The organism is Streptomyces resistomycificus (assembly GCF_001514265.1).
Taxonomy (GTDB): Bacteria; Actinomycetota; Actinomycetes; order Streptomycetales; family Streptomycetaceae; genus Streptomyces; species Streptomyces resistomycificus.
The window spans coordinates 85,461-101,197 of record NZ_KQ948992.1 but is presented as its reverse complement, the minus strand read 5'-3'; the positions used below and the strand labels follow the sequence as shown (position 1 = coordinate 101,197).

Sequence of the window (15,737 nt, the reverse complement as noted above, 5' to 3'; positions counted from 1 at the left end):
AGCACTACGTCCACCACCAGACTCGGCTCGTCCCTACGCGGTCACCGTACCCGTTCCCGCAAGCCCGCTACCCGCTGAACGGGCCGGGCACTCCGAGAGTGCCCGGCCCGTCCGGAGTGTCTGCCGCCGCCGACTACTTCGCGGGCGGCGTGGTCTTCTTGGCGGCCGGCTTGCGGACCGGGGCCTTCTTCACGGGAGCCTTCTTCGCCGCGGCGGGCTCGGCCTTGGCCTCGGCGGGCTTCGGCTCGGCCTTGACCTCGACCGGCTGCGACGCCGGCTTGGCGGCGGGCGCGGCGTTCGGCTCGACGGCGATCGCCAGCTCCTCGATCTCCTCGGCGGCCTCGCCGCGCCAGGTCCGCACGGTCTGCTCACCGTGCTCGGCGACCTTCTCGTAGGTCTCGCGGGCCTTGACGGCGTACTCGGCGGCGACGCCGACGCCGCGGAGGGCGAAGTCCTGGGCGCTCTCGCCGAACTTCTTCAGGTCCGCGTCGAAGGTGCTGCTGAGCTTCTTCAGGTCGCCGTCCAGGGTGCCGATGAACTCGCCGACCTTGGCCTGGATGCTCTCCTGGGCCTCCTTGGCCCTGGCGCTCGCCTCCTTGGCACGCGCCTGGGCCTTCTCCTGCACGGCCTTCGGGTCGGTGTTGCGCACGGCCTCGATCCGCGCGGGCGCCTCGGCACGCAGCTGCTCCACCAGACCCGGCACCTTCTTGGCCTGCTGAAGAGCCAGGTCGGCGGTGCCGGCGGCGAAGTAGAGCGGAGTGGGGTCGCTGAGGGTCTTGCGCAGGTCGTCGGTGATGGCCATGGTGATGGTCCTCCCGGATTCGCTTTCGGCTGAGGGTTTGTGGTCCGCAGTCAGGCGGCCGGTGCCCTGGTCCGGCTCAACTGGCCGTCTGCTGCGGGTCGGCGTCGTTGCCGCCGGTCTTACGGGTGCGACGCGCGGGCTTCCGCGCGCCGGTCGTGCGGGTACGGCTGGTGGCGGGCTTGTGCTCGCCCGTCGTACGGCTGGCTCCGTCGGCGGACTCGCGCCCGTCGTCCGTGCGGGTTTCCGGTATGAGAGTGCTGCCGCCGCTCTGCTCGGCGGCCTCGCCCGTCTCCGGCCCTTCACCCGTCACCGTCACGGCGATCTCGAACCCGTTCTCTTTCCGGAACGACTCGTAGATCTGGAGCAGCACCTGCTTCTGCCGCTCGTTCAGCGTGGGATCGGCGAGGATGACGGCACGTGTCTCCACCTCGTCCCGGTCCCGCTCGGCGTCGAGGATCCCGGCCCGCACGTACAGCGTTTCGGCGGAGATCCGCAGCGCCTTGGCGACCTGCTGCAACACCTCCGCGCTCGGCTTGCGCAGCCCGCGCTCGATCTGGCTCAGGTACGGATTGGACACCCCGGCGGCATCGGCGAGCTGCCTGAGCGACAGCTGCGCGTTGCGCCGCTGTTCGCGCATGTACTCACCGAGATTGCCGACGTTGAGCGTTGCCATGCCCCCACCTTGCCTCACCCCCGCTAACTATTGCAAGCACCCGCTTGCAAAAGTGCGCCATGCCACTGCACGGCACCGTGAGCCTGAGCACGATAGGTGTGGCATTTGCACGACAACTGTCGCCATCCGGGTCCAGTCGGAAATTGTGGGGCGGTTTCCGGGCTGCGGCGTCACAGATTGGCGCTATGCCCGATTTGCGCATGTCGAGGCCACGGACCGGCGCGCTCTCGACGTCATCGACCAGTTGCTGGCCGCCCGCGACAGGTGGCCTCCGGAGTGGGCGGCATCGGCTTCCTCCGCGAACACGAGGTAGTGGCACCAGTCGCGTGGAGCTTGTGGATGCTCATTTCGGACTCCGCCCGCGTGGTGGCGGAGGCGGCCAAGAACGGTAGCGGGTTCGTCGTCGCACCGGTGATGCGGAACCTGATGACGCACGCGGTGGCGATGGCCTGGCTCGTCGACGGCGGCGACGCCGCGGTGCAGGCCGTCGATCTGACGCCTACAGCGACGACCAGCTCCTCAAGCTGATCACTAACGCGAAGCGAGCTGGGTGGGATGTCGAGGGAGATGAGGTCGAGGCAAAGGTCCGTGCCGCTGTCGACGAACGCACCGCCCACCCGGCCCCTGAGGTCGTCCGGCTGACGAACGAGATCCGCCGACCTGATGGCGGGTTCGGGGAGCAGGAAGGCTATCTGCCCTACAGGCACCTCAGTTCCTACTCCCACACCACACGAGAGACAGCGCAGCTGTATCTCCATCGCACACGGGCCGACGGCTGGGAACTGCGCAACAAGCCCAGGGAGAGTGGCCTGAACGACGTCATTTGGACGGCCGTCTGCCTGATCCAGGCCGGCCGAATCCTTGACTCCATCCTCGGCGAGCAGTTGCTGGCCGAGGAGCTTGACCAGGCCACCGCGCACCTCGGTATCTCTGGGGACATCGTCCCTCGGCGTCGCCTTCGCCGGGGCGCCGCCAACTGACTTGGGCGACGCCCAGCTTCGGCGAGCAGGATGCCGATCCCGTCGCCACGGCGGGATAGCGCCATATCGGGGCCCGCCTATCGACGCCGCCTCGCCAGCAGATCCTCCAGGTCGGCGCAGTCGCGACCCGGCGCAGCGGCCGCGGCAACCGCATCGCCCTGCCCGGCTGGATCTTCGAACGTGGCAGCAGGTCCAGCCCGGCCCGGGTGTGGTCGACGCCGAAGCGGCGGCCCATAATCTCGGCGATCCGGCCAGCGTCCAGCACTGATCGAGCCAGCCAAACGCGGCCGGACCGGCCTGACCGGATGCCAGACGGCCGCGAAACGGCCTTCGTCGATTATGAGTGAGGTGATGCGGAACCCTTGCGGGAAGTACTCGGAGTCCTTCTGCTTGAACTCGTTCTCGGACATATCTCAGTGCACCCACTGAGTGCCGTCACCCAGTCACCAGACCGCCGCGAAGTCCTCGCTGGCCATAATTCCTCCAATGCGAGTTGTATAGGCGCATTCTTCCACATCCGTGACGAACGAGAAGCTGGCCCGCTAGGCCACAGCTTCAGTCGCCCTTCCATGACGGCTTCAATATGTGTGCGCTGCATCCTGAGACTTGGGGAGAGCCGCCCAAGTAGCGGTGTGATGACAAAAGTTGCGATCACTTTTACTTGGCGTGACCCTGAAGTAGATCACTGCACCTCGACGGGCGGCTGTCAACTTGCGCACGCCCTGCAAGCGGAGACCGATCCACCCTTCAACTTTCCGTACAGCGAGCCAACTCTTGGTTAGCCTCGCGCTTTCACATGGTGGGGTGTCCGAGGTTTGATCAAATAAGCGGAGAGTGCTCCTGAACTGCAACGATAGGACTTGTCGAGGGTCCTGTTGGCTGCACGGAAAGAAGCACTCTCCAGGTGAAGAAGCGTATCGGGTCTTATGTCATTGGCCGTGGCCATCGACCCGACCGCAGAATACGAGGCCATTAACTACGACCAGCACTATGTCCCAGAGAGAACACAATGATTCGAGTCTCCAAGATCACCGGGTCGGTTCAGGGCGGCCATCAATTCCGTCCCTGCTGCAAACGACAACTCTCTCGCAGCCGCTGGTCTTTCGCAGCCGATCGTGAAATTGCTTCGCGCCCCATACTCGGGAGGTCACTGTGATCAACGGATCTGTCGGACAGGGCGGTATCAACGGTCCAGACGACGTCATGGCGGTGCAGCGTCTGCTGAGCGATCTGCAGATCGCAGCAGGCCACGTTCCGCTTGACGTTGACGGGCTGGTCGGTCCCAAGACCATCGCGGCAATCTCGAAATTCCAACAGCAGAATCCTGGCCTACTGGTCGATGGCAGGATCGACCCGTCAGGGCCAAGCTTCACCCGGCTCGATGAAGTCAGCAGCAGTCTCTATGCGACGATCGTGCAGGAGCAAGGCTTCCCCATTCCGACTGCGCCGACGCCTCCCGGGACGCCGGGCGACCTGGCTGCCGATTTCGATGATATTCGCAGCGACTTCGCCGCGCTTGCTCCCACTGAACGCGTTGCCGGCGCCAGTCGCTTTGCCAACCCGGTTCCGAACCTCATCGCCCCGGTCGACCCCATCCGCTTGACCCTGCTCGGGGCGGTGCAAGTGGTTCCCTTGATCATTGTTCTCATCTTCATACTGGCGTTGCTCATCGTCATCACCTCCAACCCGATCTGGCAGCGAGCAGCCAAAGAGACGCTGAAAGGTCTCAAGGATCGCATGCGATTGTTGTCGCAGAAGATCCGTGATGCCGTTCAAGACATAGTCGACGCCATCGAGGGTGTTATTGGCAGCACACGATGTGCGGAGCTATGCGCGAACGAGATTAACAAGGTCAAGGACCTGCAGCAGAAGATCAACGAACTGCTGGACAGCATGCCCGCCAACGACAACGACCCCAACGCGATGAAACAGCTGCAGTTCCAACTCGCCCGTCTTCTGGAGCAGATCGTCGCGGCCCAGGCAGACGTCGTTGATTGCCTCCAGCGGAATGGCTGCTAGCCTCGATCTTTCTTGAGGGGCCGCTGGCGGAGTCGGTGGCCGAGGCTGGGCGGGCTGAGGGCCCGAGTGTCGTCTCGGGTGGACGCCGGTTCCGGTTGAGAAGTTCTTCAACCCGGGTATCCCCGAAGGCCGGGATCTCGCCCTCTGGCGGCAGGTCCGTCCAGCGTAGGGCGTGCCACTCGTGTGTGTCGGGGTCCTGGAAGTACACCACCCGCCGGTCCCGGGGTTCGCGGTGAATGACCCACTCTGTTTGTACCGGTCACCTCGCGCCGATTGCCGGTCGGGACCCAGTACCGCGTCGCCCTCCGGGTCGGCGCCACGGTCGGCAACATCGATTCCCGTCCATTGCCACCAGCAACTGATCCTCTTCGAGGCTCTCGAATGCGTGCAGCCGCCCGGTCGCCAGCAACGGTCCCAGGCCAGGCCGATGCCTCTGACCCCGCCGCCAGGTGAAACCCCGCATCGGGCCACGGCCCGATGCGGGGACCTGTGCCAGATGGCGTACCGGGCCCGTCACCTCGTCCCCGGCGTACCTCCACGTCGCGGTCCACCGGTTCGCCCAGCCGTCGGACAGGTCCAGGGCATCCCGCCCCGCTTCCAGCGAGACGGGCACCAGCACTCCATCCATGTACACCGGGGGGGACCACAGGGAACCGAGCTCGTACGGAAACGGAGCCTTATTGCCAGCCGACCCAGATACGCCCTCGGTTTTGCTCATGCCCCAAGGGAAGCTATTTGCCTCCTGGCACGGAGGCGATCTTCGAAGTCGGCGACAACTTGGCTGCAAAGAGCGCTGAGCACGTCAGGAACGATGCGAATCCGACGACAGATGTCGCGCTCAGGGCCTCAAGAAAGGCCAGGTCGGCACGCGAAATGACGACAACTATCGTGCTCAGTCACACACCGCCACCGACCGGCAGTTCGCAAGTGACTCACGTCACACTCTTCTCCTGTCAGCAATCGAGGCGCCGTCCCGTTCAGGGAGCACGCGAACGAGACAGGAGCACGCCATGAAGCACCGCATCGTCGTACTCGGCGCCGGATACGCCGGGGCCTTCGCCGCCGGCAACCTGGCCCGCCGCCTCTCCCCCGCCGACACCGAGATCACCGTCGTCAACGCCGTACCCGACTTCGTCGAGCGGATGCGCCTCCACCAGCTCGCGATCGGCCAGGACCTCGCGTCCCGCAGGCTCGCCGACGTGTTCGCGGGCACCGGGGTGCGGCTGCGCCTGGCGCGCGTCACCGGCGTCGACCCCGAGCGCGGGACCGTCGCCGTGACCGGCGAGGACGGCGACGACGAGCTCGCGTACGACACGCTTCTCTACGCACTCGGCAGCTCCGTGGCCCACCACGGCGTCCCCGGCGCGGCCGAGTACGCCTTCGACGTGACCGGCCGGTCCTCGGCGCTGCGTCTGCGCGAGCGCCTGGCCGGCCTGGGCGAGGGCGGCACCGTGCTGGTCGTCGGTGAGGGGCTGACCGGCATCGAGACCGCCACCGAGTTCGCCGAGTCCCGGCCCGACCTCTCCATCGCGCTGGCCGCCCGCGGCGAACTGGGCGCCTGGCTCTCCCCGAAGGCCCGCCGTCACCTCCGCCGCGCCTTCGACCGGCTCGGCGTCACCGTTCACGAGCACACCGGCATCGAGGCCGTCGAGCCGACCCGGGCGATCGCCGCCGACGGCACCTCCATCCCGGCCGACGTGACCGTGTGGTCGGCCGGGTTCGCCGTGCACCCCATCGCGGCCGCCAGCGGCCTGGAGGTCGCCGAGACCGGCCAGATCGTCGTCGACCGCACCATGCGCTCGGTCTCGCACCCCGACGTCTACGCCGCCGGTGACAGCGCCTACGCGATCGGCGAGAACGGCCGGCCGCTGCCGATGTCCTGCGCCTCGGCCGGCTTCACCAACATGCAGGCGACCGCCGCGATCATCGCGCGTCTGACGGGCAGTGAGGTCCCGGCCACGGGGCTGAAGTACCACGGCAACCACATCAGCCTCGGGCGGCGGGACGCGATCTTCCAGATGGTGGACGGGGACGTCCGGGCGAAGTCCTGGTACCTGGGCGGCCGGACCGCCGCGCGGCTCAAGGCGGGCGTGCTCAAGGGGGCGGGGTGGGGCATCGCCCACCCCACCTTCGGCATGCCGAAGCGCAAGCGCCGCCTGACCACAGCGCTCGACCGGGCCGGCGTGAGGGCCGCCGCATAGGTTGTTCCGCATGGACAGTGCAGCCATCGATCGGTTCGAGGCCAGCCGGGGCCGGCTGGCCTCGCTCGCATACCGTCTGCTCGGCTCGGCCGCCGACGCTGAGGACGCCGTACAGGACACGTTCCTGCGCTGGCAGGCCACGGACCGTGAACGGGTCGAGGTACCGGAGGCGTGGCTGACCAAGGTCGTCACCAACCTCTGCCTCGACCGGCTCCGCTCCGCGCAGGTGCGCCACGAGCGAGCGGCCGGTGCCTGGTTGCCCGAACCGCTCCTCGAGGGCGACCCGATGCTCGGCCCGGCCGACACCTTCGAGCAGCGCGAATCGGTGTCCCTGGCCGTACTGACCCTCCTGGAGCGCCTGTCGCCGGTCGAGCGGGCCGTCTACGTCCTGCGTGAGGCCTTCTCCTACGGCCACGCCGAGATCGCCGGGATCCTCGACATCACCGAGTCCGCGAGCCAGCAGCACGCCCACCGGGCCCGGATCCGGGTCGCCGCCGAGCGCCGTCGCGGCGGCGTGGCCGACCCCGCGTCCGCACGCCGGGTCGTCGAGGAGTTCCTCGCCGCCGCCACGTCGGGGCGCACCGAACGGCTGGTGGCGCTGCTCACCGACGACGTGACGGCGGTCTCGGACGGCGCCGGGCTGAGCAAGCGGCTGTTGCGGCACGACACCCGCGAGCGGGTCGCGTCCTTCGTGCGCGCCGGCTTCAAGCCCACGGCGGCGAAGCGGCGGCTGGCGGGCGGCTCGCCCGCGATGCACATCGCGGTGGTCAACGGCTCCCCGGCCGTCCTCGCCGTGATCGACGGCCGGGTCGTGGGCGCCGTGGCGTTCGAAGTCAGCGACGGCAAGGTCGCGTCCCTGCGCGGTATCGGCGCCGCGGACCGGCTCACGCGCCTCAACGAGGCCTGGCGGCGGCACGAACCCGACGCGCCGGTCATCCCCGCCTGGTGACCAGAGCCGCCGCACATCCGGTGACCTGAGCCCCCAGTAGCGTTCACCCCCATTCCATTGCAACGCAACGGGATGGGGGTGTTGCGTTATGTTCAGAACCATTGCAATGAATTCCATGCTCTCACCTGCACTGATGCCTTTCTTGCGCAACGAGCTTGTTGCCAGACCTATGAATGCAACGTAGCGTTTCCATCATCAGAAACAGCGCAGCCAAGGAGAGCATCATGCAGAAGTTCGACACCCCCGCCCCGGTCCTTGCCGTCCTGGACATCCCCGCGGGACACATCCGGTTCATCGCCGCCGACCGGGCCGACACCACCGTCGAGATCCGGCCCGCCGACGCCGCCAAGAACCGCGACGTGAAGGCCGCCGAGCAGGTCTCGGTCGAGTACGTCGACGGTGTCCTGCGGATCGAGGCCACGCCGGCCAAGAACCGGATCCTCGGTTCCTCGTCCGGGTCCGTCGAGGTGACCGTCCAGCTGCCGGCCGGCTCCCGCGTCGAGGCCAAGACCGCCGCCGGCGAGTTCCGCGGCGTCGGACGCCTCGGCGACCTCACCTTCGAAGGCGCCCAGGGCTCGGTCAAGGTCGACGAGGCCGCCGCCGCCCGCCTGAACCTCCTCGCCGGCGACATCACCGTCGGCCGTCTGGGCGGCCCCGGCGAGATCACCGTCCAGAAGGGCGACATCCGCATCACCGAAGCCACCCGCGGCACGGTCGTCCTGCGCACCGAGTCCGGCGAGGTGTCCGTCGGCGCCGCCCGCGGCGTCTCCGCCACCCTCGACGCCGGCACCACCTACGGCCGCATCAACAACGCGCTGAAGAACGCCGACGGCGCCGACGCCGCCCTGAACATCCACGCCTCCACCTCCTACGGCGACATCACCGCCCGCAGCCTCTGAGCGACATCCCCGTCCGCAGCCTGAAGAAGGAGCACCCCTCATGACCAGCTTGGCCATCGCGGCGAACGGGCTGCGCAAGTCCTACGGCGACAAGGTCGTCCTCGACGGGATCGACCTGAGCGTCCCCGAAGGCACGGTCTTCTCCCTGCTCGGGCCGAACGGAGCCGGCAAGACCACCGCCGTCAAGATCCTCTCCACCCTCATCACCGCCGACGCCGGTGAGATCCGCGTCGGCGGCCACGACCTCGCCACCGACCCGCAGGCCGTGCGCGCCGCGATCGGTGTCACCGGGCAGTTCTCCGCCGTCGACGGCCTGATCACCGGCGAGGAGAACATGCTCCTCATGGCCGACCTGCACCACCTCCCCCGTGCCGAGGGACGCCGGGTCGCCGCCGAACTCCTGGAGCGCTTCGACCTGACCGAGGCCGCGAAGAAGCCCGCCTCCACCTACTCCGGCGGCATGAAGCGCCGCCTCGACATCGCCATGACCCTGGTCGGCGACCCGCGGATCATCTTCCTCGACGAACCCACCACCGGCCTCGACCCGCGCAGCCGGCACAACATGTGGGGCATCATCCGCCAGTTGGTCTCCGGCGGCGTCAGCGTCTTCCTCACTACCCAGTACCTGGAAGAGGCCGACGAACTCGCCGACCGCATCGCGGTCCTGAGCGACGGCAAAATCGCCGCCGAAGGCAGCGCCGACGAGCTCAAGCGACTCATCCCCGGCGGACACGTCCGGCTGCGCTTCACCGACCCGGCCGCCTACCAGTCCGCCGCGTCCACGCTGCGCGAGGTCGCCCGCGACGACGAGGCACTCGCGCTGCAGATCCCCAGCGACGGCAGCCAGCGCGAACTGCGCTCCATCCTCGACTGGCTGTCCGTGGCCAACATCGAGGCCGACGAACTGACCGTCCACACCCCCGACCTCGACGACGTGTTCTTCGCCCTCACCGGCGGCGCCGACATCCCCCACCAGCCCAACCAGCCCAAGGAGAACGTCCGATGAGCTCCCTCTCCCTCGCCGTGCGCGACTCCTCCACGATGCTGCGCCGCAACCTCCTGCACGCGCGCCGCTACCCCTCCCTCACCCTGAACCTGCTGCTCACACCGATCATGCTGCTGCTGCTCTTCGTCTACATCTTCGGCGACGCGATGAGCGCCGGGATCGGCGGCGCGGACCGCTCGGCGTACATCGCCTACATCGTCCCCGGCATCCTGCTCATGACCATCGGTTCCACCGTCGTCGGCACCGCCGTGTCCGTGTCCGGCGACATGACCGAGGGCATCATCGCCCGCTTCCGCACCATGGCCATCCACCGCGGCTCCGTGATCATCGGGCACGTCGTCGGCAGTGTGCTGCAGGCCATCATCAGCGTGGTCCTCGTCGGCGCCGTCGCCGTCGCCATCGGCTTCCGCTCCACGGACGCCACCGTCCTGGAGTGGCTGGCGGCGTTCGGACTGCTCGTGCTCTTCGCCCTGGCGCTCACCTGGATCGCCGTCGGCATGGGCCTGATCAGCCCCAACGCCGAGGCCGCCAGCAACAACGCGATGCCGATGATCCTGCTGCCGCTGCTGTCCAGCGCCTTCGTTCCGGTCGACGCGATGCCGGGCTGGTTCCAGCCGATCGCCGAGTACCAGCCCTTCACGCCCGCCATCGAGACCCTGCGCGGGCTGCTCCTCGGCACCGAGATCGGCAACAACGGGTGGATCAGCGTCGCCTGGTCCCTGGGCCTCGCCGTCCTCGGCTACCGCTGGTCGGCCGCGAAGTTCAACAGCGACCCGAAGTAGCGGTCATGACACCGCGGGCCGCCTCCCGCACCTCGTCCCGCCCCAGGGCGGCGTACTCCGACACCGCGTCGGCCGTACGCCGCCCCGTTCGTGTGCGGGGGCCTGCCGCCCTCCCAGCACCGGCGGGACGTCAGCCGTACCCACCTTCTTCAGTGGGTACTTGGCAGCGCCGGGCGCGCGACCGAGGCTGGTGGTCGTCAAGGGTCGCCAGGCCCGCCGGGTGGCCGGACTCGGCCACGGCCCACGGCGAGGACGGCTCACGCGGATCACGGAGCTGCTGGGCCGCCGCTGACCCGAAGCCACGCGGACACGGCCGCGAAGTCCGCGTCGGTGAGCCCGTACCGGTGGTCCACCCGGTGGAGGAGGGCCGGGGCGGTGTGCCGGGCGGCCACCCACACCCGGTCGGCTTCGGTGATCTCGTCGTCCAGCCAGACGAAGGGCCGGCCCGCCGCCCGGTCGAGGAGGTGCCGGGTCTTCCAGTGCGGTGCGGCGGGCGAGCCGGCGTTCGGACCGGCGTACCGGTCCCGGCGCGGCCCCACACCGGCTTCCTCCTCCGGCCGGTCCTCCTCCTCCGGCCAGTCCACCACCGGCAGCCGAGGCAGCCCGAGCCAGGGCGAGAGGCAGAGGTTGGCGTCCTCCATCCACGTCGTGGCCCACAGCAGTTCGCACCCCAGCGCCACCAGCCGCGGACCGAGCGCGGGGTCGGCGCGGCTGAGCAGCGGATGCGCGGCGGCCTCCTCCGGGGGCACCCGGTCGGGAGCCTCGTACACCGGGTACGGCGGCGCTCCGAAGGGAATCAGCGTCCCGTCGACGTCGAGGAAGAGCAGCATCAGGACACCCGCGCCCATCGTGACGAAGGTCTGGCGGTGATCACGGCGAGGACGCTACCGGGGGACTCCGTCGTCCGCCCGGCCTTTCGCCCTCAGAACGGCAGCGGCCGCGCGTGCACCACCTCCAGCCGGGACACCGCCCGCGTGAGCACCACGTACAGCCGGTGCAGTCCGCGTTCCTCCGCCGCCGCGATCGCGGCCGGCTCGACGGCGACGACATGGTCGTACTCGAGGCCCTTGACGAGGGTCGCGGGGACGACGCTCACCCGGGCCGCCGGCGCGTCCGGGCCCGCCGTCTCGATCCCGGCCGCGTCGAGCGCCCGCCGCACCCGGTCCACGTCCGCGTCGGCCGCGACGACTCCGACGGACCCCTCGCGCGCCGACGCGTCCCGCACGGCGTCCACGACCGCGTCGAGCACGTCGGTCGCCTCCCTGATCCGCAGCTCCCCGTCCCCGCGCGACGACCGCCCCGCCGGCACGTCCACGTCCAGGCGGGCCAGCAGCCGGTTGGCGAGCGCCACGACGGCCTTCGGCACCCGGAAGCCCGTCGTCAGCGCGACCACGACCGCGTCCGGTCTGCCCAGGTGGCGCAGGGTCGTGTCCCAGGTCCTGGCCGCCCAGGGCGTGGTCCCCTGGGCGAGGTCGCCGAGGACCGTGAGGGAGCCGAAGGGAGCACGGCGGGCGATCGCCCGGCACTCCATCGGGGAGAGGTCCTGCGCCTCGTCGACGACGAGATGGCCGTACGCCTGAGGATGCTCCACGAGCCCGGCGACTTCGTCGAGCAGGACGAGGTCGGCGGCCGACCAGCGCGCCGACTTCCACGACCGCGGCGACCTCGCCCACAGCAGCGCCTTCTGTTCGTCGGCGTCCAGCAGGCCCTCGGCGGCCGCCGCCAGCACCGCGCGGTCGCTGAGGAGTTCGGCCACCACCTCCTCCGGCCGCACCCGCGGCCATACGGCGTCGAGGTACTCCCGGACCACCCGCGACCGTGAGACCCGCTGCACCCAGGCGTTCGGCTGCGGCCCCGCCCGCCGTTCCGCCTGGAGTTGCACACTCCGCACCACCCGGCTGCGCACCCGCTCCCGCCCGACACCGTACGGCGGCTCCTCGGCCCGGACGTCCGCCACGATCCGCGCGAGTTCGCGCGCCGGCACCCGCCACCGGTACGACCCGTCGGCCAGGGTGAGCCCTCCACTCGCCGGCGTCTTCGGCCGCGTCCGTGTCTCCCCCGCCGCCTCCGTCGTCGCCTCCGCCGGCACGCGCGCGTACAGCGCCCGCCGCAGCACCTCGGCCATCCGTTCGTCGTGCTTGACGACGGCCGTCCGCTCGTCGTCGACGCCGCCGACCGGATGCCGGGCGATCTCCTCCAGGAGCGTCGACTGCCGTACGCCCGTCTCGCCGAGGGCCGGCAGGACCGCCGCGATGTACGACAGGAAGGTCCGGTTGGGCCCGAGGATCAGCAGGCCTCCGCGCCGGATGCGCTGCGGGTGGGTGTAGAGCAGGTAGGCGGCCCGGTGCAGTCCGACGGCCGTCTTCCCGGTCCCCGGGGCGCCCTGCACGCACACCGACTCGGCCAGGTCACCTCGTACGAGATCGTCCTGCTCGGGCTGGATGGTCGCGGCGATGTCCCGCATCGGGCCGACGCGGGGCCGTTCGATCTCGCGGGCGACGATCTCGCTGACCTGCGACTCGCCCCGGCCGAGGTGCTCGTCCTCCAGTCCGGTCAGGTCGGTGGATTCGCCCCTGCTGCCCGGCGCCCAGCCGAACCGCCGCCGCACGGCGACACCCTGCGGATCACCGGCGCTCGCCTGGTAGAAGACCCGGGAGACGGGGGCGCGCCAGTCGACGACGAGGGGCGGGGCGGCGGGGTGCTCGCTGATCCGCAGCCGCCCGATGCGATAGCTCTGGCCTTCGTGCTCACCGCCCTCGAAGTCCAGCCGCCCGAAGAACAGGGGTCCTTCGGGCAGCTCCCGCATCTCCTCGGCCCGGCTGCGCAGCCGGTACCCGAGCACTTCGGCGTCGGCGCCGGAGGCGGAGACGTCCTCGCCGGTGACGACGTGTTCGACGGCCCCGTCGACCATGGCGGCGAGGGCGGTACGGCAGCGGTCGTGGTGGGCGCGTTCGAGACGGAGGGAGTCACGGAGGGAAGGGTCGGGTGACGTCATTCCAGCGAGCGTACCGGAATAACGTAACCGAGTTAAATTTTTTACCGAGACTCATGCTGGAACGGCGGCCCTCACGCCAGCTGCGGCAGCCCGGCCTCCAGCACCCCGAACGCCCGCTCCGCCGCGGCCACCGCGTCCGGGCGCACGTCCGCCACCCGCTCCCCCTCCGCGATCCGCCGCCAGTTCTCCAGCGCGAGGATCCGCCGTACGGCCACGATCTGCCCCGCGGCCAGCCGCGCCTCCAGTCCACCGCCGAGCGCCCGCGCCAGCGCGGCCTCCGACCGTTCCTGGTAGGCGTACACCCGCGCCGCCAGCGAGGGCGTCCCGTAGAGCAGGGCGTGGAAGGCGAGCACCTGCGGATGGTCGCTGAGCCCGGTGACCGGGTCGCCCCGCTCCAGCCCGTCGAGGAAGTGCCGCCGCAGCGCCACCAGGGGCGCCACCTCCGCCCCCTCCACCACCCGCGCGGCCTCCTCCTCGTGATCGGCGATCCGATACAGGACGAGGTCCTCCTTCGCTGGGAAGTACCGGAAGAGCGTCGGCTTCGAGACCTCCGCCGCGGGGGCCACCTCGGCGACCGACACCGCGTCGAACCCCTTCTCCAGGAACAGCCCGATCGCCACGTCCGACAGAACCTGGTACATCCGCTGCCTCTTGCGCTCGCGCAGGCCCGCCGCGTTCCCGGTGCTCATGGCTGGGAAGCGTAGCCGCGGCGCCGGCGCGTCAGGGCCACCTCGGAACCGAGGACGCGCGGCAGGTCCCACCGTCAGGGCCGGGAGGCACCGGGGACCGCCCGTCCGGCGACAGGCTTCTCGGAGCCGTCGGGAAAGAGGCCGGCCCACAGGTCCGTCGAAGTCGAAGCGAACGCCCCCGGCCCCCTCCGGTGACGGCCGGACTCCCCTCGGACCGTGGACGTCAACAGGCGTTCCGCTCCAAGCCCTCCACCAGGGGCTCGCCCACCCGCGACCATCCCTCGCGGACCGCCTCCGACCCCCGGCCGAGGTCCGCCGCCCACGTCGGAGCAGGGCCCCGGTCCGACCTCCGGTCGCGCCCTCGACGCGGTGTCCCGGCGATCCCTTTCGGCCGGTCCGCGTCCGGGCACCAGCCGCCGCCGTCTCCGCTCCGGTCGGCGAGCCGCCGCGCGCTGTCCTCCGCGTGCCAGCGGCGCAGGGCCTGGACGACCACGGTTTCCTCGACGGGCTCGCCCTCGGGTTCGCGGCCCGGCTCCAGCGCCGCCCACATCCGGTCCAGCGCCCGGCGCACCCGGCCGGCGGCCTGGCGGAGGTCCTCCGACGAGGGCTCCTCCGGCAGCGCGAGGGCCGCTCGCATCACGTCGGGGAACACCGACTGGACATGCTCGAACCGCACGTAGGCGGGGAGATCGGACTCCAGGCCCGCGGTCAGGGAGGCGTGTCCCTCCCGCCGCATCGCCTCGGCCCACAGCTCGGTCATGAGCTTCTGCTCCGCCTCGTCGTAGCCCATGCGGACGACGTGCGTCGCCAGGTCGTGCAACGGGTCGCCGTACAGGCTGAGTTCCCAGTCGAGTACGGACAGCCGCTCGCCGTCCGGTGCGTGCGTCACCACGATGTTGGCCCGGTGGAGGTCCGTGTGCAGCAGGGCGAAGGGGCGGGCGACGAGCCGCGGCGCCGACGCCAGGAAGCGCTCCACGGCGTCGTCGGGGATCCCCACCCCCTTGAAGAGCCCTCCGAAGCGGGGCCGGTTGCGCTGGTTGACCTCCTCGTCCGCGAACCGGGCCAGCCGGTGCAGGAACGCCTGGTTGTCGCTGTCAGGCCAGTCGGCCGGTCGTTCGGGAAGGGCGTCCCGGGGTACGCCCGCCAGCGCGGCGAAGAACCCGGCCAGCACCGTCATCCGGTCCTCTCCGACCGGGCCGTCCGGATTCCGCTCGGCCAGCGAGGTTCCCGGGACGTACGCGTGCAGTGACCATTCTCCGAAGTCCGCCAGACAGCGCGGGACATCGCTCAGCCGCTCGCTCACCACCCGCAGCACGTCGGACTCCCGCCACACCCGGGGCACGACCTCGACGGTCTCGTAGGGCACCCGGAACTTGGCGCGCACCCGCCCGGACTCCATGCCCAGCAGATACGCGAGCGGCTGGCCCAGCGGCACGATGTGGTTCTGGTTGTGGTGGCCGACCACCACCTCGCCGCGGGCCCGGCGCCGGCGCTTGGCGAAGAAGCGCACCAGTGCTTCATGAGCCCGGTGGGGCAGGAGGGGTCGCACTCGCGGAATATAGCGCGACCGTGGTGACGCGTCTCACGTTTAGCCATTATGTGGACGCCCTTCCTGCTGAACTTGCGGAAGGTGACCGGCCGACGCCCGTCCGTGCCGCATGCGGCACGCTTTCAGGGTGGTTGCGCGCGCCGGGTGGTTGCGCGCGCCCGCCCTCGCCGTGACGTCGGCCTGAGCGGACGGA

13 protein-coding genes are annotated in these 15,737 nt (G+C 70.0%); 7 read left to right on the top strand and 6 right to left on the bottom strand.

Features of this window, described 5'->3' with window-relative positions; genetic code table 11:
• Positions 1–133: 133 nt before the first annotated feature.
• Positions 134–802, bottom strand: coding sequence for a hypothetical protein (locus tag AQJ84_RS18685; protein ID WP_030043483.1), 669 nt, complete (start codon positions 800–802; stop codon positions 134–136).
• 76 nt (positions 803–878) lie between these two features.
• Complete coding sequence (locus tag AQJ84_RS18680) at positions 879–1,475, bottom strand: helix-turn-helix domain-containing protein (RefSeq protein ID WP_030043482.1); 597 nt, start codon at positions 1,473–1,475, stop codon at positions 879–881.
• A gap of 339 nt (positions 1,476–1,814) precedes the next feature.
• On the opposite strand from AQJ84_RS18680, the gene AQJ84_RS43520 reads away from it, so the two are divergent.
• From AQJ84_RS43520 to AQJ84_RS18645, 7 genes are all read left to right on the top strand, one after another.
• A complete protein-coding gene (locus AQJ84_RS43520; protein WP_169807747.1) occupies positions 1,815–2,003 on the top strand; it encodes a hypothetical protein in 189 nt (62 codons plus the stop codon).
• 1,604 nt (positions 2,004–3,607) lie between these two features.
• Entirely contained in the window at positions 3,608–4,474 is an 867-nt protein-coding gene (locus AQJ84_RS18670) for a peptidoglycan-binding domain-containing protein (protein ID WP_128092346.1), read from the top strand.
• 1,010 nt (positions 4,475–5,484) lie between these two features.
• Complete coding sequence (locus AQJ84_RS18665) at positions 5,485–6,675, top strand: NAD(P)/FAD-dependent oxidoreductase (protein ID WP_030043479.1); 1,191 nt, start codon at positions 5,485–5,487, stop codon at positions 6,673–6,675.
• A gap of 10 nt (positions 6,676–6,685) precedes the next feature.
• On the top strand, positions 6,686–7,624 hold the full coding sequence (locus AQJ84_RS18660; protein ID WP_030043478.1) for a sigma-70 family RNA polymerase sigma factor: 939 nt from the start codon (positions 6,686–6,688) through the stop codon (positions 7,622–7,624).
• Between the two features lie 224 nt (positions 7,625–7,848).
• A complete protein-coding gene (locus tag AQJ84_RS18655; RefSeq protein ID WP_059198843.1) occupies positions 7,849–8,523 on the top strand; it encodes a DUF4097 family beta strand repeat-containing protein in 675 nt (224 codons plus the stop codon).
• Positions 8,524–8,563: 40 nt separating this feature from the next.
• Entirely contained in the window at positions 8,564–9,529 is a 966-nt protein-coding gene (locus tag AQJ84_RS18650) for a daunorubicin resistance protein DrrA family ABC transporter ATP-binding protein (protein WP_030044467.1), read from the top strand.
• A complete protein-coding gene (locus tag AQJ84_RS18645; RefSeq protein WP_030044468.1) occupies positions 9,526–10,311 on the top strand; it encodes an ABC transporter permease in 786 nt (261 codons plus the stop codon). Before AQJ84_RS18650 ends, AQJ84_RS18645 begins: the two co-directional genes overlap by 4 nt.
• A 266-nt stretch (positions 10,312–10,577) precedes the next feature.
• Here AQJ84_RS18645 and AQJ84_RS18640 read toward each other — a convergent pair whose 3' ends face one another.
• The 4 genes from AQJ84_RS18640 to AQJ84_RS18625 all read right to left on the bottom strand — a co-directional run bounded on the left by AQJ84_RS18640 (position 10,578) and on the right by AQJ84_RS18625 (position 15,544).
• On the bottom strand, positions 10,578–11,141 hold the full coding sequence (locus AQJ84_RS18640) for an HAD domain-containing protein (protein ID WP_053190345.1): 564 nt from the start codon (positions 11,139–11,141) through the stop codon (positions 10,578–10,580).
• A 92-nt stretch (positions 11,142–11,233) separates the two neighbouring features.
• Positions 11,234–13,306, bottom strand: a complete 2,073-nt coding sequence (locus AQJ84_RS18635; RefSeq protein ID WP_053190341.1) for a HelD family protein — start codon at positions 13,304–13,306, stop codon at positions 11,234–11,236.
• 71 nt (positions 13,307–13,377) lie between these two features.
• Positions 13,378–13,995: a TetR/AcrR family transcriptional regulator gene (locus AQJ84_RS18630; protein ID WP_030044473.1), complete on the bottom strand. Its 618-nt coding sequence runs from the start codon at positions 13,993–13,995 to the stop codon at positions 13,378–13,380.
• Between the two features lie 223 nt (positions 13,996–14,218).
• Positions 14,219–15,544, bottom strand: a complete 1,326-nt coding sequence (locus AQJ84_RS18625; protein WP_225877436.1) for a phosphotransferase family protein — start codon at positions 15,542–15,544, stop codon at positions 14,219–14,221.
• Positions 15,545–15,737: the final 193 nt, after the last annotated feature.